21 protein-coding genes and 2 pseudogenes are annotated in these 21,760 nt (G+C 49.8%); 11 read left to right on the forward strand and 12 right to left on the reverse strand.

The genetic code is table 11. The features are described 5' to 3' along the window. The coding region (locus E0E16_RS07705; protein ID WP_165444203.1) for a transposase at positions 1-589 on the forward strand (589 nt) is incomplete at its 5' end. 19 nt (positions 590-608) lie between these two features. On the opposite strand, the pseudogene E0E16_RS07710 reads toward E0E16_RS07705, so the two are convergent. The 4 genes and pseudogenes from E0E16_RS07710 to E0E16_RS07725 all read right to left on the reverse strand — a co-directional run. Continuing rightward, a pseudogene (locus E0E16_RS07710) lies at positions 609-1,460 on the reverse strand (AlbA family DNA-binding domain-containing protein); the annotation flags it as partial. 23 nt (positions 1,461-1,483) lie between these two features. Next, positions 1,484-1,963, reverse strand: coding sequence for a HEPN domain-containing protein (locus E0E16_RS07715; RefSeq protein WP_130829842.1), 480 nt, complete (start codon positions 1,961-1,963; stop codon positions 1,484-1,486). Next, positions 1,944-3,017: a DUF262 domain-containing protein gene (locus tag E0E16_RS07720; RefSeq protein WP_130829843.1), complete on the reverse strand. Its 1,074-nt coding sequence runs from the start codon at positions 3,015-3,017 to the stop codon at positions 1,944-1,946. The genes E0E16_RS07715 and E0E16_RS07720 overlap by 20 nt, the downstream gene beginning before the upstream one ends. A 43-nt stretch (positions 3,018-3,060) precedes the next feature. Next, a pseudogene (locus E0E16_RS07725) lies at positions 3,061-3,249 on the reverse strand (tyrosine-type recombinase/integrase); the annotation flags it as partial. Positions 3,250-3,425: 176 nt separating this feature from the next. On the opposite strand from E0E16_RS07725, the gene E0E16_RS07730 reads away from it, so the two are divergent. Together E0E16_RS07730 and E0E16_RS07735 are read left to right on the forward strand one after the other, a co-directional pair. Then, the gene (locus E0E16_RS07730) at positions 3,426-4,799 is read left to right on the forward strand and encodes a DUF5687 family protein (protein WP_130829844.1); all 1,374 of its coding nucleotides are present in this window, start codon (positions 3,426-3,428) and stop codon (positions 4,797-4,799) included. A gap of 29 nt (positions 4,800-4,828) precedes the next feature. Next, positions 4,829-5,533, forward strand: coding sequence for an ATP-binding cassette domain-containing protein (locus E0E16_RS07735; protein ID WP_130829951.1), 705 nt, complete (start codon positions 4,829-4,831; stop codon positions 5,531-5,533). Positions 5,534-5,820: 287 nt separating this feature from the next. Here E0E16_RS07735 and E0E16_RS07740 read toward each other — a convergent pair whose 3' ends face one another. Then, a complete protein-coding gene (locus E0E16_RS07740) occupies positions 5,821-6,249 on the reverse strand; it encodes a transglycosylase SLT domain-containing protein (protein WP_181951337.1) in 429 nt (142 codons plus the stop codon). A gap of 468 nt (positions 6,250-6,717) precedes the next feature. Between E0E16_RS07740 and recF the strand changes: the two genes are divergently transcribed. Further along, positions 6,718-7,833: a DNA replication/repair protein RecF gene (gene recF, locus E0E16_RS07745; protein ID WP_130829953.1), complete on the forward strand. Its 1,116-nt coding sequence runs from the start codon at positions 6,718-6,720 to the stop codon at positions 7,831-7,833. Then, positions 7,826-8,116, forward strand: coding sequence for a DciA family protein (locus tag E0E16_RS07750; RefSeq protein WP_130829845.1), 291 nt, complete (start codon positions 7,826-7,828; stop codon positions 8,114-8,116). The genes recF and E0E16_RS07750 overlap by 8 nt, the downstream gene beginning before the upstream one ends. Before the next feature lie 76 nt (positions 8,117-8,192). On the opposite strand, the gene E0E16_RS07755 is transcribed toward E0E16_RS07750, so the two are convergent. The 5 genes from E0E16_RS07755 to E0E16_RS07775 form a co-directional block, all read right to left on the reverse strand. Next, on the reverse strand, positions 8,193-8,702 hold the full coding sequence (locus E0E16_RS07755) for a hypothetical protein (protein ID WP_130829846.1): 510 nt from the start codon (positions 8,700-8,702) through the stop codon (positions 8,193-8,195). A gap of 63 nt (positions 8,703-8,765) precedes the next feature. Next, positions 8,766-9,344, reverse strand: a complete 579-nt coding sequence (gene ruvC / locus E0E16_RS07760) for a crossover junction endodeoxyribonuclease RuvC (RefSeq protein WP_130829847.1) — start codon at positions 9,342-9,344, stop codon at positions 8,766-8,768. A 1-nt stretch (position 9,345) separates the two neighbouring features. Beyond that, positions 9,346-9,990 (reverse strand): MBL fold metallo-hydrolase, encoded by a 645-nt coding sequence (locus E0E16_RS07765; RefSeq protein WP_130829848.1) that lies wholly within the window; start codon positions 9,988-9,990, stop codon positions 9,346-9,348. Between the two features lie 20 nt (positions 9,991-10,010). Then, positions 10,011-10,634, reverse strand: coding sequence for a 16S rRNA (guanine(527)-N(7))-methyltransferase RsmG (rsmG, locus tag E0E16_RS07770; RefSeq protein WP_130829849.1), 624 nt, complete (start codon positions 10,632-10,634; stop codon positions 10,011-10,013). 17 nt (positions 10,635-10,651) lie between these two features. Continuing rightward, the gene (locus tag E0E16_RS07775; protein WP_255418147.1) at positions 10,652-11,419 is read right to left on the reverse strand and encodes an RsiV family protein; all 768 of its coding nucleotides are present in this window, start codon (positions 11,417-11,419) and stop codon (positions 10,652-10,654) included. 64 nt (positions 11,420-11,483) lie between these two features. Between E0E16_RS07775 and E0E16_RS07780 the strand changes: the two genes are divergently transcribed. From E0E16_RS07780 to E0E16_RS13555, 6 genes are all read left to right on the forward strand, one after another. Further along, positions 11,484-12,122: an HAD family hydrolase gene (locus E0E16_RS07780; protein WP_130829850.1), complete on the forward strand. Its 639-nt coding sequence runs from the start codon at positions 11,484-11,486 to the stop codon at positions 12,120-12,122. A gap of 59 nt (positions 12,123-12,181) precedes the next feature. Then, on the forward strand, positions 12,182-13,000 hold the full coding sequence (gene panB, locus E0E16_RS07785) for a 3-methyl-2-oxobutanoate hydroxymethyltransferase (protein WP_130829851.1): 819 nt from the start codon (positions 12,182-12,184) through the stop codon (positions 12,998-13,000). 45 nt (positions 13,001-13,045) lie between these two features. Further along, positions 13,046-13,738 carry a tetratricopeptide repeat protein gene (locus E0E16_RS07790; RefSeq protein WP_240048140.1) on the forward strand — a complete coding sequence of 231 codons (693 nt, stop codon included), beginning with the start codon at positions 13,046-13,048 and terminating at the stop codon, positions 13,736-13,738. Positions 13,739-13,957: 219 nt separating this feature from the next. Further along, on the forward strand, positions 13,958-16,429 hold the full coding sequence (feoB, locus tag E0E16_RS07795) for a ferrous iron transport protein B (protein WP_130829853.1): 2,472 nt from the start codon (positions 13,958-13,960) through the stop codon (positions 16,427-16,429). 26 nt (positions 16,430-16,455) lie between these two features. Further along, on the forward strand, positions 16,456-17,361 hold the full coding sequence (locus E0E16_RS07800) for a patatin-like phospholipase family protein (RefSeq protein ID WP_130829854.1): 906 nt from the start codon (positions 16,456-16,458) through the stop codon (positions 17,359-17,361). A 224-nt stretch (positions 17,362-17,585) separates the two neighbouring features. Further along, the gene (locus E0E16_RS13555; protein ID WP_165444210.1) at positions 17,586-19,340 is read left to right on the forward strand and encodes an endonuclease; all 1,755 of its coding nucleotides are present in this window, start codon (positions 17,586-17,588) and stop codon (positions 19,338-19,340) included. Positions 19,341-19,448: 108 nt separating this feature from the next. Here E0E16_RS13555 and E0E16_RS07810 read toward each other — a convergent pair whose 3' ends face one another. Both E0E16_RS07810 and E0E16_RS13560 read right to left on the reverse strand, forming a co-directional pair. Next, complete coding sequence (locus E0E16_RS07810) at positions 19,449-21,437, reverse strand: hypothetical protein (protein WP_130829855.1); 1,989 nt, start codon at positions 21,435-21,437, stop codon at positions 19,449-19,451. Positions 21,438-21,473: 36 nt separating this feature from the next. Further along, positions 21,474-21,611, reverse strand: coding sequence for a hypothetical protein (locus E0E16_RS13560; RefSeq protein ID WP_165444211.1), 138 nt, complete (start codon positions 21,609-21,611; stop codon positions 21,474-21,476). Between the last annotated feature and the right edge of the window lie 149 nt (positions 21,612-21,760).

Genomic DNA, 21,760 nt, shown 5'->3' on the forward strand with positions numbered 1-21,760 from the left:
GGACGGTCACAAGATCTACTCCCTTCATGAGCCGGACGTGTTGTGCATCAGCAAGGGGAAGGACCACAAGAAATACGAGTTCGGCAATAAAGTCTCCCTTGTCAGACTGTGGAATGGTCTCATTGTCGGTGCATTATCTTTCCGCAATGAATACGACGGTCATACGATAGACAAGGCAATGGAGCAGGTCGGCAGGGTCTATGGCAGGAAAATCAAAAGACTCGCGGGGGACAGAGGGTATCGCGGGCAGGAGACGTGCGGAGAGACGAACATCATGATACCCGGCGTTCCCAAGGCAAGCGACTCGCCACACACGAAAAAGAAAAAACAAATGTTCTTCCGCAAGAGAGCAGGAATAGAGCCTGTCATAGGGCACTGCAAGGCAGATCATCGATTGGGGAGGAACTTCTACAAGGGTCTCTTGGGTGATGCCATCAACGTGATGCTCGCTGCGGCTGCATTCAACTTCAAAAGAGCCATGCGGCTTCTTTTGTGCCTTATTCGAACTATGATAAAATGGAGTATTCAAGGAGTGGATTCCAACTTTAACGAAACAAAGGTGTTATCCAATACCTTTTGCTGGTTGTAAGTCGAGTTCTTGAGGGACGACTAACTACCATTTCTTGTATCACAAACTTTGGGTAATCTCTGTTGGTTACAAACTGCCCATGCTGTCCTAGGAAAGTATGTTCCTCCACTTGGGTTTCAAGATAAGCTATCGTGGCCTCCACCTGATCAAGTATGGTTCCTTCAAAGGTTACGTCCTTAATCACGTTCATTTCTGCACCCACTCTCTCTTCTGTACCTTTATAACGGATAAAGCGAGTACGCCCACGGGGAAAGAATTTTTGAGGATATTTACCAAACAACAGAATGCAAGCCACACTTACTTGCTCCTCTCCCTTTGCATTGGTAGTTATGAAGCCATTATTCTCATGTAGATATTGATTGGCAGACTTGGCATAACCAATCAATTCTGTATATCTTTCGACAGCGGTCATATCAATATCATCTACCGTAGCACCATACACAGCCGTATCCTCATAGTAGCGCTCTCCCTTATCGTACATCAATTGTATGCGTTCTTCAAAAGACAACTTTCTACTTTTATCGCCAACACGCATATAGGCTTCGTCTGCCTGATTAGCATGTAGTTCAGAACTTGCAGGAATATGCATCAATAAAATATGATTTTCGTTCCCATCCTTATCCGTGCATGGTAACAACTCGGTGGTAATAGGCACAGAAGGATTACAAAAGTCTAAGGGCACACGAAGCAACTCATTCAACTTTTCCGTATACTGATCAACTCCTTCTATCTTCCTTGTCTTGTCAGACACACCGATAGCGATATCACCACCGTCAGTATTAGCAAACGCCACAATGGTAATAGCCAATGCTTTCGGATCATTTTGAATGCTTTTGCAATCAAAAGTCTGGTCTTCCTTACGAGTCTGTATTTATTGTATCGTCATAATGCTAATTATACCATAACTACATGCAACGCTTTTATTATTTTCTTTCCAAGTTCATAATCATAAATACATTCATCATATGAGAGATTTATTCGATTTGCATGAACATACGAATGCCTACCTTGTATCAAGTTTTGATAACAGGATCTCACAGATGGCTCAACATGTTCCACTGCTGTAATTTCTGTTTCAAAATTTATAGCCAAAGTATTATCGAATTTTTTGATTTCCTTTTTTAAATCAGATATCTCTATTCTTCCATTTAATCTAGAAAGATAATTTTGAATAAAACTGCCAAATAAATGATGTTTGTTAGAAGCATAATCTATAAATATCTCCTTTATAGCAAGTTCATATGAAGTTACAGCACTTACTGAGATTGCGCCAATAAACTTAGGTAAGGCTACTGGCGAAATATGAGATTTTAAAGTATTGATCTCACTAATCAACTCGTCTGCAGGTTGAAACTTATCGGTGTAAGCCATCATTAAACAAAAAGGTTTCTACATATTCAAATCTTTCCTTAAGGATTTTTTCATCAGTTGTAGCTAATGTTGTCAAATCCGTGAACTTTTGATCTACAAGAAGCTCTTCATATCGCTGAGGTAGATTTGCCGGTAAATTATCTATATGCAACAAAATCTTGCAAAAGACAGAATCAAACAAAGATACATTAAAAGGTCCGCGCACATGAAAGGGCTTACTTCTTAACTCTGAATTAATATAGCCTGCTGTTCTTTCGAAAGCAATAGCAAAGCTATCTATGTTTTTACATGCATTCATATTGCTTTTAGCTACTTTATTGAGGAACTCTTTCATCGGTTTTTCATATCTACTTAGATAGTAAGCTAATCCATAAACTCTTAAAATTAACTCTATGTCTGATTGATTTTTAACAAAGTCTTTCTTGTTTATAACTTTACGCCATGATGGATTTTTATTTAGTTCCTTCAACTTATTTAAAAAGTCACTTCTAAATACGCAATTCCTTATTTCTTGTGGCTTAAGGGGGGTTCCTCCTGTATTTAGTCGTTCAAAAATGTGGTATACAGATGTATTTTCTTTCGTAGGTGAAAGTTGTCTTATATTAATAGCTCTCAGTACAGAAGAAGCAAGTTTTCTTTTATCTTTATCGTCCAAATCATTATAAGTACAATTATAAAACTTGTTTTTAGAATTTAGTCCCGACAATTTAAAAACCTGTCGTTTCCCTGTTAGACTCTCTTTACCAAAGTATCCTTCAAAAAAATAAACAATACTTAATAAACGCTGCTGACCATCAATGACCAAATTCTTGTTCTCATCATCAATGTATAAAAAAATAGGAGGGACTGGTAGCCCTATTAAAAAGGATTCAATGAGTAATGATGCCTGTTTTATATTCCAAACATAACCGCGCTGATAATCAGGAATCATAATGTCTCCATTTTTAAACATTTCAACAAGTCCCATTAACGTATAATCAGAAGGATAAGATGTAATATCGTATTCTATATTAATCACCTCTTCCGCCTCATTGTCTGAAAATTCAAAGTCTTCCATATTTTTTAGTTTAATAATCCTTTGCAAATATAACATTATTATTTTATATAGTAGTCAATTCTGGCAAACTATTTATCGCTTCTGACTTCAATTTATCCACCGCACGAGTATATTTCTCGGTGTGTTTTAGTCCACTATGCCCTAATAAGCTGGCAACGGTCTTGATGTTGATACCATTGTTCAGGATATTCACGGCAAAGGAGTGGAGAGAGCCATGCCAACTGATGACTTTTAATGTCGGCAGACTCGCAATTTTTCCCGGTGACACGGAAAATCAAAGGGAAAGGTTTGTTTCTTTTGTTCGCTTTTATTACCTTTGCAGGATAGGGGAACTGCCCCCCCTTTTCTTATCTTTGCAGAACAGCAGGGTGGGGGGAGGAGGGATTTTGCCCGTGGAGAAATAATGATATGCTGAAACTGCTCATCAGACTGTGGCTCATTCGGAAACGACGCAACTTTCGTTGGCGCGCGTTCTTCATGGCATTGTATGTCTATGTGGTCGGCGCATTGTTGGGCGTGGCAACTTTTCTCGATTCGGGACTGACTGTTGGCGAGTTGCAGACTTGTGTGCCGTGGCAGAAAGTCGTGCCCGTGGCGGCAGCCCTCATTCTTCCCGTCGATGTCCTCGTGAAGCTGTTTTTTAAGCGCGACACGGCATTGCCCGATGCTTACATCCACACGCGCCCCATCGCTTCGGCTGCGTGGAATCGCTTCATCCTCTTTTCCAATGTTTTGGATTTTTGGAATCTCAACTGGGCGTTGCCTGCCGCGGTGGCAGTCTTCTTGGTTCTTCCGCCGGTGCAGGCGTTGTTGTGTGGGTTTGTTTTCCTCGGTGTGTCGCTTGTCAATGGTTTGGCCGTTACCACTCTGCGCAAGGCGGATGGTTGGAGCTTTAAGTTGCCTGTGGTGTTGGCTTTTCCGCTTTGGTTCGTCCTCGTGTTGGTCTGGAGCTTCAATCCCCTTGTGCTGCCGTGGCATGTGCATCTGCCCCTCTTCGTTGCGTTGTGCGTCCTTGCTCTCTGTCTTGTCATGGCATATTTAGGCAAGCTCAAGAGCTACAACGAGTTGCGGCGGCGCGTTGGCAACGTCGGTGGCGCGAGTGTGCGCTCGCTCTATGCCATGGAGTTTCGGGCGTTCCGTCGTTCCGGTCGGTTGCGTGCGCAACTTGTTCTGCCCTTCTTGATCGTGTTGCAAGCCTATCTCTATCTCCCCGATTACTCCTCTTCCGGCAATCCGCAATTGCTTGCCATTGTGCCACTTGCCACCATGAGCCTTGCTTTGATTTATCTGCAGGTTACCTTTGCCGTGGAGGGAAACTTCTTTGACGGGTTGTGGACGAAGCCGGTGGGCATTTGCAGAATGCTTCTGCGCAAATACTATTTCGCCATGCCGCTCACCCTTGCCGGTGCGCTCTGCATGGTGCCCGCCTGTTTTCTCTATCATGTTCCGCCTTTTTTCGTGCTCTCCTGTGTTGTGTTCTGCATTGGTGCGTGCAACCTGTTGCTGCTGGCTTATTGCTTCACCAACAAACGGCTCAGTCTCTTCGAGAGTGGGTTCATGAACATGCGGGGGGCAACGTTCTCCGTGTCGTCGTTTGCGTTGGCGGTCTGCGTGATACTGTTCGCGCTGTTGCCCCCGTTCTTCCTCACCGAACAACGGGTTTACTTGTTTTTCAATGTCAGCGGACTGCTTGGGTTGGCGCTCCACCGACCTTTCATCCGGCGGATGGCGCACCGCTACGAGTGTCATCGCCACAAATATTTTGAACGTTATCGGGAATGATTCCCCTTAAAAAAAACATTATCTCGGAAATGGACATCATCATGGAAAATCTGCGAAAGACCTACGGCAACCAAACGGTCATCGACATTCCCCGGCTCACCCTTCGTTCCGGACAGCTCGTGGGACTCGTGGGGAACAACGGGGCAGGCAAGACCACCCTCATGCGGCTCATCCTCGACCTGATAAAAGCCGACGGCGGACGCGTGCTCTCCGGCGGAATGCTCGTGAGCGGGGACGACACGTGGAAGACCTACACGGGTTCTTACATCGACAAGCGGTTTCTCATTGATTTCTATACGCCCGACGAGTTCTTCGACTTCATTGGCGAGGTGTATGCCATCGACCCCGATGCGCTCAAACACCGGCTGGAGGCGTTCGCCCCGCTGATGCGCAACGAAATTTTGGGAACGGGGAAATACATCCGCGACTTCTCGGAGGGCAACCGTCAGAAGATAGGAATCATCGGGGCGATGCTCATCCGTCCGAAGGTGCTCATCCTCGACGAACCGTTCAACTATCTCGACCCCTCTTCACAAATCGTTACCGCACGGCTCATCCGGCAGATGAACAAGGAGCTGGGCGCCACCGTGCTCATTTCCAGTCATAACCTGAACTTCATATCCGAAATATCCGACCGCGTGCTGCTCATGGAGAAAGGCAGCATCGTGAAAGACCTGCTCTGCATTTCCGGTTCCGCCGAACAAGAGCTTCAAGCCTATTTTGCGGCACTCTGAAGTTCATTGCCGCCTGACGGGGCACATTCGACCCGACCGGCAACATGAAATAACATTACAAAAACCGCGTTCGCAACACGCCTCGCAACTTGTTGATAATCAGGATAATATTAATTGCGATTTAAAAGCTTGGCTTTTGTTCTCCAATTCATGACCTTTTGCATTGCAAAAGCTAAGCTTTTAAATTGCAAAAGCCAAGCTTTGGGGAGATGAATGAAGAAAATTTAAGACACCGTTTTGGGATGACCATAAAAAAAAGAGGCAAACCTGCCTCTTTATCCGTGTTTTTACAAAAAACTCATTACTTTGTTGAAATAGCCCTGTGTTTTCCTGATGCTGTAACGCACGCCCCCATTCCAAAGGCGGATGGCTCGTTCCACGTTGTTGCCCGGATTGTAAACCGACTGTATCAGTAAAAACATCTCACGCGACTTGGAGGGGCTGAAGCGGTCGGAAAGCGAAAAACGCTTTTTCTTTCCTCGCTTTCGCAAAATTCGGTTGCACTCGCTCACCAAAATAGGGGAAATCTGTAAAATCCCAACGTGCGGACCATTCACCGCTCTCGCGTTACCCTTGCTCTCCACTTGGATGATGGCATTCAACACCGGCGTCCAATTAAAACCACTGTTGGCTGCTTCGGTGTCTGCCGCTTCCACAAATTGTGGAATGAAAATCATTAAAATTGCAATAATCGTACTTCTGAAAATTCTCATCATTTAATTATTTCCGAAACCTTGAAAACACATTCCGAAGAAGTGTTTTCGCGACACGTTCCTATGTGAGAATAGAGTTACCACCGTGCCTTAGTTTCATGTTAGCGGGCACAAAGGTAAGTAAAAACAGATTGATTATCAATTAATTAAGTATTTATTAACAAACTTACACCTTCAACCGTTTGCATGATAAACTTTGCAAAAGAAACAAAAAATACTTGGTATTTCCATTTATTGTCTCATGTCGCAAAATCATGAATAATTGTTATTTGAACGCCCAAATCACTTACAAAATAACAAACCGGCCGCGTTGCCGGTCTCTGAAAAACCGTTGCCGACCGTGCAAGTCCGGCGGAAATAATAATCGTGGCGATATTGCCGTTTCAACGGAATTTGCTATCTTTGCAGAGACAAAATTTCAAGAAGCGCGGCGACAGAACCCTGCACGCCGCCCACACACATACCATCATCATGCAATTAGAGAAAATCTCCATCATCAACTATAAGAACATACGCACGGCAACACTCGAACTGTCGCCAAAGCTCAATTGCTTCATCGGACACAACGGAGTGGGGAAGACCAATCTGCTCGATGCCGTTTACTACCTCTCGTTCTGTCGCAGCGCGTTCACGCCGAAGGACTCGGAGGTGATGCGACACGAAAACGACTTCTTCGTGCTGGAAGGCACCTACCTCACCGATGAGGGCGAAACCCGACAGGTGTATTGCGGCATGAAACGCGGAACGAAAAAACACTTCAAACGCGACAAGAAAGAATACAAAAGACTCTCGGAACACATCGGGCTTATCCCGCTGACGTTCATATCGCCGGCAGACAGTGCGCTGATTGAAGGCGGAAGCGAGGAAAGACGAAGATTCATGGACACCGTCATCGCACAATACGACCGCCGATACATGGAACTGCTCACGCTTTACAACAAAGCATTGCTGCAGCGCAACAAACTGCTCAAACAAGAGGACGAACCAGACGGCACACTCATGGAACTGCTGGAGATGCAGATGGCAGACTATGGCACACAAATCTATCAAAAGCGAAAGACCTTCACCGAAGAACTCGAACCGGTGTTCCAATCCATCTATCAAAAAGTGGCAGGCGAACGCGAGCGGGTGGCATTGGAATATGTGTCGCACGGACAGCGGGGCGACTTGCTCGACGTCATTCGGCGCGACAGGGCGAAAGACCGCATCATGGGCTTTTCGCTTCACGGCATTCACAAGGACAATCTGCTCATGACACTCGGCGGATACACCATGAAGCAAGTAGGCAGTCAGGGACAAAACAAGACTTACGTGCTGGCGTTGAAACTGGCACAGTTCCACTTTCTGAAACAGGCTTCGGGCAACAGAACGCCACTGCTGCTCTTGGACGACATCTTCGACAAGCTCGACGCTTTCCGGGTGGAACAAATCGTGAAACTCGTCTCGGGCAACGACTTCGGTCAAATTCTCATCACCGACACCAATCGCGACCATCTCGATAAGATTTTGCGCGACAGCGATTTCAACTTCAAGCTCTTCGGCGTGGACGATGGGGAGATAAAAGAAAGGGACAAGGCAGATGTTTAAACGAAAGGTACACTCCCTTGCCGATGTGTTGGGAAAGACATTGCGCGAAGGCGGACTGGAAACGCCACTGTTGCAAAAAAGACTGGTGGACGCGTGGGACACCGTTGCCGGACCCACCGTCAGCCGCTACACGGGTGAGAAGTACATTCGCAACCAAACTCTCTGCGTGAAGATTACCAACCCCGCCTTGCGGCAAGACCTCTCCATGATGCGTTCGCAATTGGTCAGGCGGCTCAACGACAGTGTGGGGGCTTACGTCATTGCCGACGTGAAGATATTTTAAGTTCTTCCCCGTGTTGCCCATCGCCTGTCTGCCGATGGAAACGAGGGAAATGCAGCCCCCTCATTGCCTATCGGTCTCAGAGTTTCTTTTTCACTTCCTCAAGGGCGTCGATCCAATTGGTGTCGAGCGAGAACTGCGTGGGGTAGTCGTTGCGATTGTAGTAGGCGTGCACCAATTCCTTATCGTTGTCGTTGTAGAGCGGATGGTTGATGCTGGCGTTGCGGAAGATTTTTATCACCCTGCTTTTTTCTTTTTCGTCGGCAGCCTTGGTATATTCCTTGGTGAAGAGATTTACGAAGCTGTACATATAATATGCCATGGAATCGAGCCGGCTGTTGAGGTGTTTCACTTCCTCTGCGGTCAGTGCTTTGTCGTCTTGAGTGGATAGCGCGATGAGTGTTTTGGTTTGCAGATAGGAGATGGCGTCCACCTTGAACGATGCCACCTTTCTTGCCTCGGTGTCTTCCTGTTTGTTGGTTGCCACCTTATAGGCACTGCGATAAATTTGCTGATAGACGCGGTTTTGCGCTTTGATGCCCGTCAGTGCAACGAGCGTGAGCGCGATGGTGAGTGCTATTTTTCTCATTTTCTTTCGTTTTATTGTTTATCTGACGTTTTTCGCTTCTTGTTGTTTAAAACGCCTTAGTTTTTATTTTGTTATTCTGGAGCTGTTTTTTTTCACAAATTCTTTCCACGATTTCATGTGTGGTGCGTCGTTTTCGGGTCGGCTCATTTGCAGGAAGTGGCAGTATGCCGCCGCGAGTGCATCGGTGGCATCCATGAAGTGTGGCATTTGGTCGTCGCGCAGGTGGAGCAGCCGTTGCAACATGGCAGCCACCTGTTCTTTGGGTGCTGCTCCGTTGCCCGTGATGGCCATTTTTATCTTCAGTGGTGCATATTCGTGTATGGGTACGTCCGAACGTATGGCTGCCGCTATGGCGACCCCCTGTGCCCTTCCGAGTTTGAGCATGGATTGTATGTTTTTTCCGAAGAAGGGTGCCTCGATGGCCATCTCGTCGGGCAGGAATTCCCGAATGATGCCCGTTACGCGGTCGAAGATTTTTCCCAACTTCAAGTAGGTGTCGTTCTCCTTTCTCATGTCCACCACTCCCATCACCACCAATTCGGCTTTGTTTCCCTTTATTCGCAACACGCCGTAGCCCATGATGTTGGTTCCGGGGTCGATGCCGAGTATGATTTTTTCGGATTGTGGTTTTTGTTGTTTCATCTCATCGGTCCATGAAGGGGTTGTGTGCCAGTTCGTACCCAATGGTTGTTGTTTCTCCGTGTCCGGTGCAGATTTTGGTTTCGTCGGGCAGCTGCGACAGTTCTCTGAGGCTGTTAATCATCCGGAAGCGGTTTCCTCCGGGGAAGTCGGTTCGTCCCACGCTGCCTTTGAAGAGAGTGTCTCCGGTGAAGGCGATGCCTTCCTCCCTGCAATAGAGCGTTACCGAGCCGGGAGTGTGTCCCGGTGTCTCCATGATTTCGAGTTGGTGGTTTCCGAATCGGATGGTCGTTCCTTCCTCGTAGTATTTGATTTTCTCCGGCAGTGGGAAGTCCAAATTCATGTTGAAAAGTTGCTTTGCCTGTTTGTCGAGTCCCTCCATGAGTGGTGCGTCCCATGGCGAACATTCCACCGGCAGTCCGTATTTTGCTGCCATTGCCCCACTTCCGAACTGATGGTCCAAGTGGGCGTGAGTGCCGATTATGCGCATGGGTTGCAGCCGGTTATCGGCTATGAAACGGGCGATTGCCTTTCGTTCTTCTGGATAGAAGGCACCGCAATCTATGATGACACATTCCCTTGTGTCGTCCCACAGGAGGTAACAATTCTCCTGTAGCATATTGCACACAAATCTTTCTACCTTTATCATGTTGCTTGTTTTTTTTCGTGTTATGCAGGAACGTAGATGAGCTGTTTTGTGGCGAACCATTCCTCCTCGAACCATTGCGAGAGCAGTTCTGTCATTGCCACCTTTCCGAAGGGGGCGAGCTCTTGGCTCAGGTTGCCTCCCTTGAGTGCCAGCACCCCATTGGGAAGCGCGTTTCTACAGTTGCTTGCGATGTTTTTGCGCACGATTTTCATCAGGTCGGGCAGGGGCATGACCGCACGCGAAACAACGAAGTCGAACTTCTCTTTCTCCTCTTCTCCCCTCAAGTGTTGCGCCCTGACGTTCTCCAGTCCGATGGCATTTGCCACTTCCGTTGCCACCCTGATTTTCTTTCCCGTCCCATCAATGAGCTTGAAGTTGGCGTTGGGGAAGAGTATGGCGAGCGGTATGCCCGGAAAGCCGCCCCCGGTGCCGAAGTCGAGCACATTGGTGTCGTCCTTGAAGCCGATGAGTTTGGCGATGGCAAGCGAGTGGAGCACGTGGTGTTCGTAAAGATTGTCGATGTCCTTTCTCGATATGACGTTTATCTTTTCGTTCCAGTCGCGATACAAGTGGTCGAGAGCGTGGAACTGTCGGATTTGTCTTTCGGTGAGATGAGAGAAATACTTGGTTATGATGTCTGTCATTGTCGTTGCTGTCTTTCTTATTTCTTCAGAGTGAGGCGCACCTCCTTCGGATTGATTTCTCCCGGTGTATAAATAAACGTTACGGAATCGTCATGCAAGATGAAGTTCTCGGACGGATAGGCATCTATGCCCACGAAGTAGCCCGCTTTGCGAATGCCTTTGGTGTCGTCCTCATCGAGTCCGAGCCTGTCGGCAAGTTGCCTGATGATTTCGGTGGTAAGCTCTGCTTGCTCCTCCTTGTCGAAAGCGTCGTCGAGGCGAATTTCCCTGCCCGTGTCGGGGTCGAAATTGTGTGCCAGACTGTATTCCGATGTCGTTTCTCCCGTCTTTATTAATATGTGCGACAGATAGACGAGGTTTTTCCCCTTTCCGGGCATGATTTTCGTGTCGATGCTGAGTTCCCAGTTCAGTTGGCTTCTGGCGCGTTCCCGGTCGTGAAGCCACTGCGCAATTTCGGAATATTCCTTCGCATACCGCTCCACGAGATAGCGAACTGCGCTTATCGGTTCCAATTTCTCGTACCGGATGGCGAAGTAGTTGGGTTGCAACGTGCCCATGCGCAACAGCGAATCGTTCACCGCCGCATAGCGACTTCCTTTCAAATAGGTGAAATCCACGTGAATGTGGCACACCTTGTCGCTTCGGAACCTCACCACCGAGTCAGCCACGGCGTGCGCCACGGGCAGCGTCATCTGCTTGGGAGCGACTTGCTTCTTGGCACATCCCACGAAGGAAAGCGAGGCAATCAGGATTGCGAAAGCGATGTAAAATTTCTTAACCATCATAGATTGGTGGCAAAGTTACGAAAAACTTTCGTAACTTTGCATGCCGATGACAAACAAAAACAAAATGACAAAAGCCTGTTTATTCGATTTGGACGGGGTGGTGTTCCATACCGAGCCACAATACACCGTGTTTTGGGGCGAGGTGGGCAGAACCTTCCATCCCGAGATAGAGAATTTCGAGCACAAGATAAAGGGAATGACGCTGCAACAGGTTTACGACCTGTATTTTGCCGGCGATGTTGCAGCGCGGAAAACCATCACTGCCCGGCTCAACACCTTCGAAGCAAACATGGAATTTCCCTACATTGACGGCTTTGAGGACTATCTGGCGCACATTCGGAAAGAAGGCATCGCCACGGCGGTGGTAACGAGTTCAAACCAAGCCAAGATGAAAAGCGTTTACAGGCGGCACCCCGATTTCTGCAAAAGCTTCGACCGTGTGTTCACCTCCGAGGACTTCAGCGAGAGCAAGCCCTCGCCCGACTGTTATCTGCGGGCAGCCGCCCACTTTGGCGTGCACCCTTCCGAATGTATTGTCTTTGAAGACAGCATCAACGGATTGCGTTCCGGTTTGGCTTCCGGGGCGCGTCTCATTGCCCTTGCCACCACCCTTCCGGCAGAACGGCTGAGGGATTACACCCCGGAGGTGATAGCCGATTTCACGGAATTGCTCTCTGCCACGGAAAAAACAAAAAAAGAATAGGAAAAACAAGAAAAAAATCCGGGGGAAACCTGTTCCCGGAGACGTTAGAACAAATAAAAATGGGATATTTAACTACTGACAAGAAGAAGATTACGGCAAACACCTTTCTCAAAATGAAACACGCCGGCGAGAAGATTGCCCAAATGACGGCTTACGACTTCACCACGGCGCGTATCATCGATTCAGCCGGGATTGACAGCATCCTCATCGGCGATTCCGCCTCCAATGTGGTTTGTGGCAACGATGACACGCTGCCCATCACCATGGACGAGATGATTTATCACGCTAAAGCCGTGGCACGCGCCTGCGAACATGCCCTTGTGGTGTGCGACATGCCCTTCGGCAGCTATCAGGTGAGCCGCGAAGAGGGCGTGCGCAATGCCATCCGCATCGTGAAAGAGAGTGGCGTGGATGCCGTGAAACTCGAGGGAGGCGAAGAAATTGCCGACACCATTCGCGGCATCGTGCAAGCCGGCGTGCCCGTTGTGGGACATTTGGGACTGACCCCGCAGAGCATTCATAAGTTTGGCGGCTACGGACTGCGTGCCGGGGAGGAAGCAGAAGCACGTAAACTGATGGCAGACGCGAAGGCACTCGATGCCGCCGGAACATTCTGCATCGTGCTGGAGAAAGTGCCCGCAAAGCTCGCCGCGGAGGTAACGAGAACCGTCAAGGCGGCAACCATCGGCATCGGAGCAGGCAATGCCACCGACGGACAAGTGCTTGTCTCTGCCGATGCGCTGGGAATGACCCGGGGCTTCAAACCGAAGTTCCTCAGACGGTTTGCCGACGTGGCACAGTGCATGACCGAAGGAGTGGAAGCCTACATACGCTGCGTCAGGGAAAGCAGCTTCCCCGCCGAGGAAGAGTCCTATTGACCGACATCTGCCGCAAGCTCATCATCAACATTCAACCTCATGCCCATGAAACATTGGATTATCCTCATGCTGCTCTCGGCAAGTATCTCCGCCGGAGCGCAGAACCATGCAAGGCGCGACTCGCTGCGCATGTTGCAGGAACAGCTCGACCAAGCCCCCGACAATATCGACCTGAGGCTGCAGTGCGCCGGATGGAAAGTGTTGCTGGAACAATGGGAAAGCGCGAAAAACGATTACGACCAAGTGCTGAGAAAAGACCCCGACAACGTCTCCGCACTCTTCTATCGGGCGTATGTAAATGAACGATTGGGCAGGTACAACTTCGCACGGCAGGACTATCACAACCTCTTGCGACAGGCTCCGGGAAACTTCGAGGCACAACTCGGACTCGCGTTGCTCAACCAAAAAGACCAACACTACACGGAGGCACTCGACGGCATCAACCGACTGGTGGAGCAATATCCCGACAATGCCGTGGCATACGCGGCGCGGGCAGGCATCGAGGCCGAACGGAAGATGTATCTCTTGGCGGAATACGATTTCACGCAAGCCATCCTTCGCGATCCCGAAAATAACGAATACGTGCTGCAACGCATCGACGTCTATCTGCTACAGGACAAACGCGACCAAGCCAAACGCGACCTCGACCGGCTCGTCAGAAAAGGTATGAGCAAGCCCGCACTACAGGAATTTTACGACCGTCTCAAGCAACGCCGAACTTCGCACGCAAAGCATTGACCTGCAACTTGCCTGCCATCGACAAGAAGCTCACGCCACGCCACCGGGAAAAAACGAATGTGCCTACCGAAAAACAATGACCCGGACACCCTTTTTCCGACAGTCGAACCCCGGGAATCCCAAGACGAATACCCACTATTAGGTATTTTGAGGAACTTTGGCGCGCAGCCGCCACGCAATCACTCTTTTCTTCGTATCTTTGCACAAAAGGAAAAAAGCATGAAACTATCAGAACTGAAAACCGGCGAAACCGGTGTCATCGTGAAAATATCCGGACACGGAGGTTTCAGGAAACGAATCATGGAAATGGGGTTCGTCGATGGGAAAATAGTAACAGTGCTGATGAACGCGCCTTTGCACGACCCCGTGAAATATAAAATCATGGGCTACGAGGTAAGTCTGCGCCACAGCGAATCGGAACTGATTGAGGTGGTGGCAATCTCCGGGAAACGACCCGCCGCCGACAAGCACTCCGCCCCACAAACCAACCTTGCGGCTGAGCTTGGCGACCCTTCGGAAAAACCACTCACGCCCGACCGGCTGACCATTGCCGCCAACAAGAAACGCCACATCATCAACGTGGCACTCGTGGGCAACCCCAATTGCGGAAAAACATCGCTCTTCAATTTCATATCCGGCGCACACGAGCGTGTGGGCAACTATTCCGGCGTAACCGTGGATGCCAAATACGGATACGCCGATTTTGAAGATTACCACTTTGAAATCGTCGATTTGCCCGGAACTTACAGTCTGTCGGCATACAGTCCCGAAGAACTCTACGTGAGAAAACAACTCACAGAGAAGACCCCCGACATCGTCATCAACATCCTCGACGCCTCCAACTTGGAGCGAAACCTCTATCTCACCACACAACTCATCGATATGCACATCCCTATGGTGTGCGCCCTGAACATGTATGACGAAGCACAAAAGCGAGGCGACAACATCGACTACAAACGCATCGGCGAACTGTTCGGCGTGCCCATGGTGCCCACGGTGTTCAGGAGCGGCGACGGCGTGAAGCAACTCTTCCACGTCGTCATACAAAACTATGAGGGACGAAAAGGCGACTTCCCCGCGTTCCGACATCTGCACATCAACCACGGACACGAGATAGAACACGGAATAGCCGACATTCAGGAACACCTGAAGCGCGAATTGGACATCCGACAGAAATATTCCACACGCTATCTTGCCATCAAACTGTTGGAAAACGACAGCGAGACGGAACAACTCGTGGCGCAATTCCCCGATGCCGGAGAAATCATCAGGCACAGGGACGAAGCCGCCCGACGCGTGAAAGAGGAAACGGGAAAGGACAGCGAGACCGCCATCATGGACGCCAAGTACGGATTCATCAACGGAGCATTGGCAGAAGCAGGCTACACCACGGGAAAGAAGAACGACACCTACCTCACCACACACAGAATTGACAAGGTGCTGACCCATAAATACTTGGGATTTCCCATCTTCTTCCTCATCCTGTACGTCATGTTCACCACCACCTTCACACTCGGACAATATCCCATGGACTGGATAGAAACGGGAGTGGGATGGCTTGGCGAACTGATTACGAACCATCTGCCCGACGGACCCGTTAAGTCGATGCTTGCCGAAGGCATCATAGGCGGAGTGGGGGCAGTCATCGTCTTCATGCCGCAAATCCTCATCCTCTATTTCTTCATCTCCTACATGGAGGACTGTGGCTACATGGCGCGAGCGGCGTTCATCACCGATAAGCTCATGCACAAAATGGGATTGCACGGCAAATCGTTCATACCTCTCATCATGGGCTTTGGCTGCAACGTGCCGGCAATCATGGCAACGCGAACCATCGAGAGCCGGCGAAGCCGACTCATCACCATGCTCATCTTGCCCTTGATGAGTTGCTCGGCGCGACTGCCCATCTACATCATGATAACGGGCATATTCTTCCCCACACCCTACCAAGCCCCCGTCATGCTGTCGCTCTATGTCGTGGGCGTGGGAATGGCAGTGGTGGCAAGCCGGATATTCTCAAAATTCGTCTTCAAGGGCGAGGACACACCGTTCGTCATGGAACTGCCTCCCTACCGATTCCCAACATGGAAAGCCATCGGACGCCACACGTGGGAGAAAGGAAAGCAATATCTGAAAAAGATGGGAGGCATCATCCTCGCCGCATCCGTCATCGTCTGGGCATTGGGCTACTTCCCCTTGCCCGACAATCCCAACGCCGACAAGCGCGAACGACAGGAGCAAAGCTACATAGGACGACTGGGGAAAGCAGTGGAACCACTGTTCGCCGCACAGGGCTTCGACTGGAAACTCGACGTGGGGCTTATCTCCGGAGTGGGAGCAAAGGAGATAGTGGCTTCCACCATGGGCGTGCTCTATACCGACGACGACAGCTTCGGCGAGAGCGACCTCGATGCCGGGAACGGAAAATACGAATTGCTGAGAAGACAGATGACCGCCAACGTGGCAAAGCTCCACAACATCAGCCCGGAGGAAGCCGAACCAGTGGCAAAGCTCACCGCCTATGCGTTCCTGCTCTTTGTCCTCTTGTATTTTCCATGTGTTGCCACCATCGCCGCCATCAGGAGCGAAACGGGGAGTTGGAAATGGGCACTCTTTGCCGCCGCCTACACCACGGCATTGGCATGGGTGGTGAGTGCCGTCGTGTTCCAAATCGGCATGTTGCTGCTCTGACGTCCCGACGGCAAAACGCGAGAAGCATGAGAATCATAGAAATCATAAGACAACGCCTTTCCGGAAAACCACCCGAACACCGCAAACGAGTGGCATTGGTGTTGTCGGGCGGTGGTGCGCGCGGCTATTTCCACATTGGTGCCATCGAAGTGCTGCAAGAGCGTGGCTATGTCATTACCTCCATCGCCGGAACCTCCATCGGCGCACTCGTCGGCGGCATCTTTGCCAATGGGAAACTCAACGAACTGAAACAGCGAATCCTGAACTTGAACCGAAAGCAAATCATCGGTCTGATGGACATCAAACCCGGACTCGACCATTTGGCAACGGGCAACCGACTTGTAGAGTTCCTTCACGACTTCACGAGCGATGTCAGAATCGAAAATTTGCCACTCCCTTTCTGCTGTTGTGCCTCCGACCTCATCAGTGGCAGGGAAAAAGTCTTCACCACCGGCTCGTTGCTCACCGCCATTCGGGCTTCCATCTCCATTCCCTGCTTCTTCAGTCCCATCCACGAGGGCGACAGTACGTATGTGGATGGCAGCGTGCACAACATCCTGCCGCTCGACCGCGTGCAGCGAACAGAGGGCGACTTGCTCGTGGCTGTCAATCTGAACGGTTCCGACAACGAGCCCCACACCGCCTACGCAAAGCCGAACAAGACGGACAACGGCTTCCTTGCCGGACTGCGCAAGGCCATTCCGCTGCCCAAATGGCAATTCTCCGAAAACTACATGAACATGGCAATGCGCGTTACCAACCTTATGTTGCAAACCAACACCCGACTCGCACTCGGCATCACGCCTCCCGACATCTGTGTGGAACTGCCCATGAACCGCTTCGGACTCTTCGACTTCGACAAAGGTGCAGACCTCATCCGCTTCGGCAGAGAAGAGATGGCACGGCAACTCGACCGTTTCGAGTCGGAATAAGCAGAAATACTCAAAATTATTTGCCACAATCTTTTCCGTTTGTTTGTCGGAAAAGTCTTTCGGATTGACCGGGGAAGGTAACTTTGCGCCCCATGTCGCAAAATTACAAAATGATGAAAATGCCACAATTTGTCTCACCGCAACTTGTGAAAATAAAATGGAATGATTATCTTTGCAAAGCTACCCGACAAGAGAAATCCAAAACAATTACACAAATAAATCAGATGAAAAGAAACTTACTCAACACAACAATGACCCTGCTGCTGCTCGGAACGAGCCTCGCGGCACAAGCCATCGACCGCCAAGCACTGGCGGAGTATGCCCAATCGCTGAAAGGTCTGAAGAAAGCGGAATTGAAAACTGCCATCTTCAACATCATCAAGAGTCCCAAAACGCTCAGGTATGGCAGCGGAAACCGCAGCACGTGGTGGGGCTTCTACCGCACCGACCGCATCGGAAACACCATGGAATGTAGAAACCGATACAGCGACGTGAAATTCTATTTCTCGGGCGACAACGGCAATTCCATTCAGGGAATGAACATCGAACACTCGTTCCCCAAGAGCTGGTGGGGGAAAACAAAAAACGATGCCTACAAAGACTTGCACCACCTCTATCCCTCCGACGCAAAGGCAAACAGCAGCAAGAGCAACTATCCCATGGGCATCGTTACCTCGGGTTCATCGGCATCCGACGGCAGCGAGAAAGTGGGCATGGGACCCGGTCCGAACGGAAAACTCATCAAGATGTTTGAACCATCGGACACCTACAAAGGCGATTTCAGCCGAACCTATATGTATATGGCAACTGCCTATCAGAACCTGACGTGGCAGGGCACACAGGGCTTGCAGGAGTTGGAAAACAACTCGTGGCCGACACTTCGCCAATGGGCTTACACCATCTACACCGAATGGATTAAGAACGACCCCGTGAGCGACATAGAGATTGAACGCAACAACGCCGTGGCTGCCATTCAGGGCAACCGAAACCTCTACATCGACTATCCTTATTTGGCAGAATACGTGTGGGGCGACAGCATGGACGTGTCATTCGACCCTTACACCTCCATCACCACTGCCGACAACGACCATCGCTACGGCAACCAAACGGCTCCGAAGGTGGAGACACCCATCTTCAACCCGGCGGAAGGCTCCTACATGACTCCCATCAACGTAACCATTGCTTGCGCAACGGAAGGGGCAAAGATTTATTACACCACCGACGGCACCCAACCAACGGCAGAGAGCACGCCTTACACCCTCCCCATCGACATCGAGACGACCACCACGCTGAAGGCTGTGGCTGTGTTGGGAACAGACGTAAGCAAGGTGGCAACAGCCGTTTACACCATCACTACCGCCGGCGAACTGCAACACTTCAAGAAGATAACGACGCTTCCGACGGACAAACGGAAATATCTGCTCGTAGTGAACGAAGCCGGGAAACTGAAGGCTGCCAAGCCTGTTGATGCTTCCGCCAAGGGCTATGGCTATCTCCAGGTTGCCAACGTAACCGAAAAAGACAACGTGATAGAAATCTCCGGGGGCAACGAACTCATCTACACCTTGGAAGCTGCCAACGGAGGCTTCAGAATGAAGGATGCTTTGGGACGGTATTATTATCAGGATAAGGCCTTCTCCACCTTCACACCGACCAACGACCCGGAGAAGGCTGACACATGGCTCATCACAGAAAATGGGGACGCCACATTCACGATGAAAGCTGCCGACTCGGGCAACGTCATTCAATATTCGCCCAAGTATCACTCCTTTGGCAACTACGGCAGTCCGTCGGCAGGCAACCTCTATCCCATGCTCTATGAGTCGTTGGAGAGTGCCGGAATAGACAACATCGACACCGATTCCGACACGGTTCGCGATGCTGCCATCTACAATCTGAACGGAGTTCGCATGAACTCTGCCAAGCCATTGCCACGTGGCATCTACATTCGTGGCGGAAAGAAATTCGTGGTGAAATAATCTGCAAGGACACGACAGAAAGAGAGAGGGGGTGTGCCAATTTCGGCACACCCCCTCATCATTATACCGGCGACAATGGAAATGTCGTCTTGCTTCGTTCCGTTGCGATTAGAACCTGCGCGTTCCGTCGGCGTTCAGGATGCTGCGGAACATGTTGTATTTCGCGGCATCCAAGGGTTTTGTTTCGTCACCGCTTACATATACGGGGCGAAGGCAGTTGCCTTGAGCTTTTGCCGCGATACCATAAGTCCACATATTCGTTCCAAAGGCCATGCCCCTGCCACTAAGTGCGCTTTGTCTGGAAGACCAGTATTGTCCTCTTGCCTGCGAATCCTTCAACACGAGGCGGTACTGAACCTTGTTGTCTGCCGTACCCGCATAGAGTAATCCTGCCATCGGGAGGAACAAGCCCTTGTTGGCAAGCACAAATCCGGTTACGTCCTCAAACTTCCATAAATTGTTCTTTCCGGTGGGGAAACTTACCAAGGCTCTGGAGCCCGTGATTCCGCCGGTTGCGGCATCGGAGAAGTAAGCACCATAAATCTTGTTTCCCTTGTCGGTGTAGCAGAATGCCGGAATGATGGTTTTGGAATTATTCATCAAGTTTTGCAATTCTTCCTCCTTTGGATAACGATACTGGTAATTGTATGGTTCATCGGGATTGGTTGTATAGAAATACACGATGTCCCCTTTCGTTACTTTTGACCTGTCGGTGGTGGGCCTGTTGTTTTCGTAGAATTTCATGGAGATGTCGTATCCGTCTTTGGCAGGCGGTGTGGCAAGGTATTTTTTACTCGGGAAGTCGGTTACGTCGCTGATGTCGCCCCATCGGAAGAGGTCGAAGTCATTGGGATCCGCACTGAACTGACCGTTGTAATTTCCGATGTACCAGTTCTGTGAGCCGATGAGTCCCTCATCGCACTTCACTTCTGTCTTTCCATTCACATAGTCCGCTATCGTTGGTTTGTCGGCATAGTTGCTGATCCACCACTGTGCGGGCGCGATGCCCCAGTAGTCTTCCGTGCCATCGGTGTAATGGATGAAGTTACCCGTTGCCCACTTCGTGCCTGCCACTTCCACGTAAGGTTCTGCCTTTGGCATCTTCATGTTGGTGATGGTGGAGCGATAGGTCATGTTGGAAGCAAACGTTTTGTGCACATCCTTCGTGTAGATGAAGCCATCGGTTGTAATCAGCGTGATGGTGATGTCTTGGCTCACTTCCGGGAAGAGTGCCACCCAGACAAATCCTTTCTCCATGTTGATTGCCGATGCTTTGTTGCCTTCCACGTCGATGGCGTAGTCCTTGTCCTGTTCGCCACCGATGAATTCTCCGTTGGTGAGGTCCAGCACCCCGGTCGATTTCACGCCGTTGATGAGCAGTTTCTTGATGTTGGTGATGTACTGTCCTTTCGTGTCCTTGAACTTCAGTCCCCAGAACGACACGAGGCGTTTGAGCTGCACGTTGGCTTTCACCATTCCGTCGTGGTTCACTTCGGTTGGTTTTGTTTTTCCCCAGTTGTAGTCGTAGTTGGCATCGATGGTCGCCAACTGTCCGTCCTGTTTGCTGAGGTTGAGCAGGATTTGCTTCTTTACTTTATCTGCCCCGAGGTAATACTCAATGGTGACGGAGTTGTTGTTGTCATCCTTCACCGTCTCGCTGGTCTTTACCGCAGCCACTACGTTGTTTACGGCGTAGTTGGAGCTTGCGGGATAGAAGAAAGCGATGTCGCCGTTTGGCGACAGCTCGGTTGAGCTTTGGATGGTGCCGTTGAAAGTAGAGGCTTGTGTGTTGCCTTTCTCGGCTTCCACGTTGCTGTAATTTGCCAACGAACCCTCATCGCCGTCGCCGCAATTGAAGGCGAGCATTCGGTCGCCCACTTTCCATTTCGATGTCATCACGTTTTGGTCGTTTAGCGCGAGTACCTTGCGGTGGTTGGTGGTTGCGTCTTCGTTGTTGTTCACTGACACGCACAGCCGGTACACGTGTTGTGCGTTGGCCGTCTTGTCTCCTTGAAAATCGTCTTTATCGCTGCAGGCAGTGATTCCGAGCAGCATCAAGGCTCCGCCGAGAAGCCCTAAAACATATTGTTTTCTCATTTTGTTGTCGGTTTTTGGGATTAGAAACTTAGTTGATTACCACTTGATTCTCTCTTCATCGAAAGAATCGTTCTCCAATTCGATTGGCTTTGCCAACTCGTCATCGCCACCGTCTCCGGTGTTGCCTTTGCTACTGCTTACGGCTGCCAACAAGTGTTCTGTCGATACTCTCACCCTGTGGCATTGCGGCCTTAGATAGTCGTCCCTTGAAAAGTAAATAACCTATTGATTATCAATAAAATAGCCTTTCTATTATTTGTATATATCTACAAGTTTTTGTATCTTTGCATGGTAAAATCTTGCAAATCAACAATGTATAAATC

Source organism: Prevotella rectalis (genome assembly GCF_900607215.1).
GTDB lineage: Bacteria > Bacteroidota > Bacteroidia > Bacteroidales > Bacteroidaceae > Prevotella > Prevotella brunnea.

What these genes read in the sequence shown, in the direction of transcription:
- E0E16_RS07735 (WP_130829951.1), top strand. Translation starts at nt 4,829, where the DNA reads ATGGACATCATCATGGAAAATCTGCGAAAGACCTACGGCAACCAAACG.
- E0E16_RS07790 (WP_240048140.1), top strand. Translation starts at nt 13,046, where the DNA reads ATGAAACATTGGATTATCCTCATGCTGCTCTCGGCAAGTATCTCCGCC.
- E0E16_RS07750 (WP_130829845.1), top strand. Translation starts at nt 7,826, where the DNA reads ATGTTTAAACGAAAGGTACACTCCCTTGCCGATGTGTTGGGAAAGACA.
- panB (WP_130829851.1), top strand. Translation starts at nt 12,182, where the DNA reads ATGGGATATTTAACTACTGACAAGAAGAAGATTACGGCAAACACCTTT.
- E0E16_RS07780 (WP_130829850.1), top strand. Translation starts at nt 11,484, where the DNA reads ATGACAAAAGCCTGTTTATTCGATTTGGACGGGGTGGTGTTCCATACC.
- E0E16_RS13555 (WP_165444210.1), top strand. Translation starts at nt 17,586, where the DNA reads ATGAAAAGAAACTTACTCAACACAACAATGACCCTGCTGCTGCTCGGA.
- E0E16_RS07775 (WP_255418147.1), bottom strand. Translation starts at nt 11,419, where the DNA reads ATGATGGTTAAGAAATTTTACATCGCTTTCGCAATCCTGATTGCCTCG.
- E0E16_RS07730 (WP_130829844.1), top strand. Translation starts at nt 3,426, where the DNA reads ATGCTGAAACTGCTCATCAGACTGTGGCTCATTCGGAAACGACGCAAC.
- E0E16_RS07810 (WP_130829855.1), bottom strand. Translation starts at nt 21,437, where the DNA reads ATGAGAAAACAATATGTTTTAGGGCTTCTCGGCGGAGCCTTGATGCTG.
- E0E16_RS07740 (WP_181951337.1), bottom strand. Translation starts at nt 6,249, where the DNA reads ATGATGAGAATTTTCAGAAGTACGATTATTGCAATTTTAATGATTTTC.
- ruvC (WP_130829847.1), bottom strand. Translation starts at nt 9,344, where the DNA reads ATGAAACAACAAAAACCACAATCCGAAAAAATCATACTCGGCATCGAC.
- E0E16_RS07765 (WP_130829848.1), bottom strand. Translation starts at nt 9,990, where the DNA reads ATGATAAAGGTAGAAAGATTTGTGTGCAATATGCTACAGGAGAATTGT.
- E0E16_RS07720 (WP_130829843.1), bottom strand. Translation starts at nt 3,017, where the DNA reads ATGGAAGACTTTGAATTTTCAGACAATGAGGCGGAAGAGGTGATTAAT.
- rsmG (WP_130829849.1), bottom strand. Translation starts at nt 10,634, where the DNA reads ATGACAGACATCATAACCAAGTATTTCTCTCATCTCACCGAAAGACAA.
- E0E16_RS07755 (WP_130829846.1), bottom strand. Translation starts at nt 8,702, where the DNA reads ATGAGAAAAATAGCACTCACCATCGCGCTCACGCTCGTTGCACTGACG.
- feoB (WP_130829853.1), top strand. Translation starts at nt 13,958, where the DNA reads ATGAAACTATCAGAACTGAAAACCGGCGAAACCGGTGTCATCGTGAAA.
- recF (WP_130829953.1), top strand. Translation starts at nt 6,718, where the DNA reads ATGCAATTAGAGAAAATCTCCATCATCAACTATAAGAACATACGCACG.
- E0E16_RS07715 (WP_130829842.1), bottom strand. Translation starts at nt 1,963, where the DNA reads ATGATGGCTTACACCGATAAGTTTCAACCTGCAGACGAGTTGATTAGT.
- E0E16_RS07800 (WP_130829854.1), top strand. Translation starts at nt 16,456, where the DNA reads ATGAGAATCATAGAAATCATAAGACAACGCCTTTCCGGAAAACCACCC.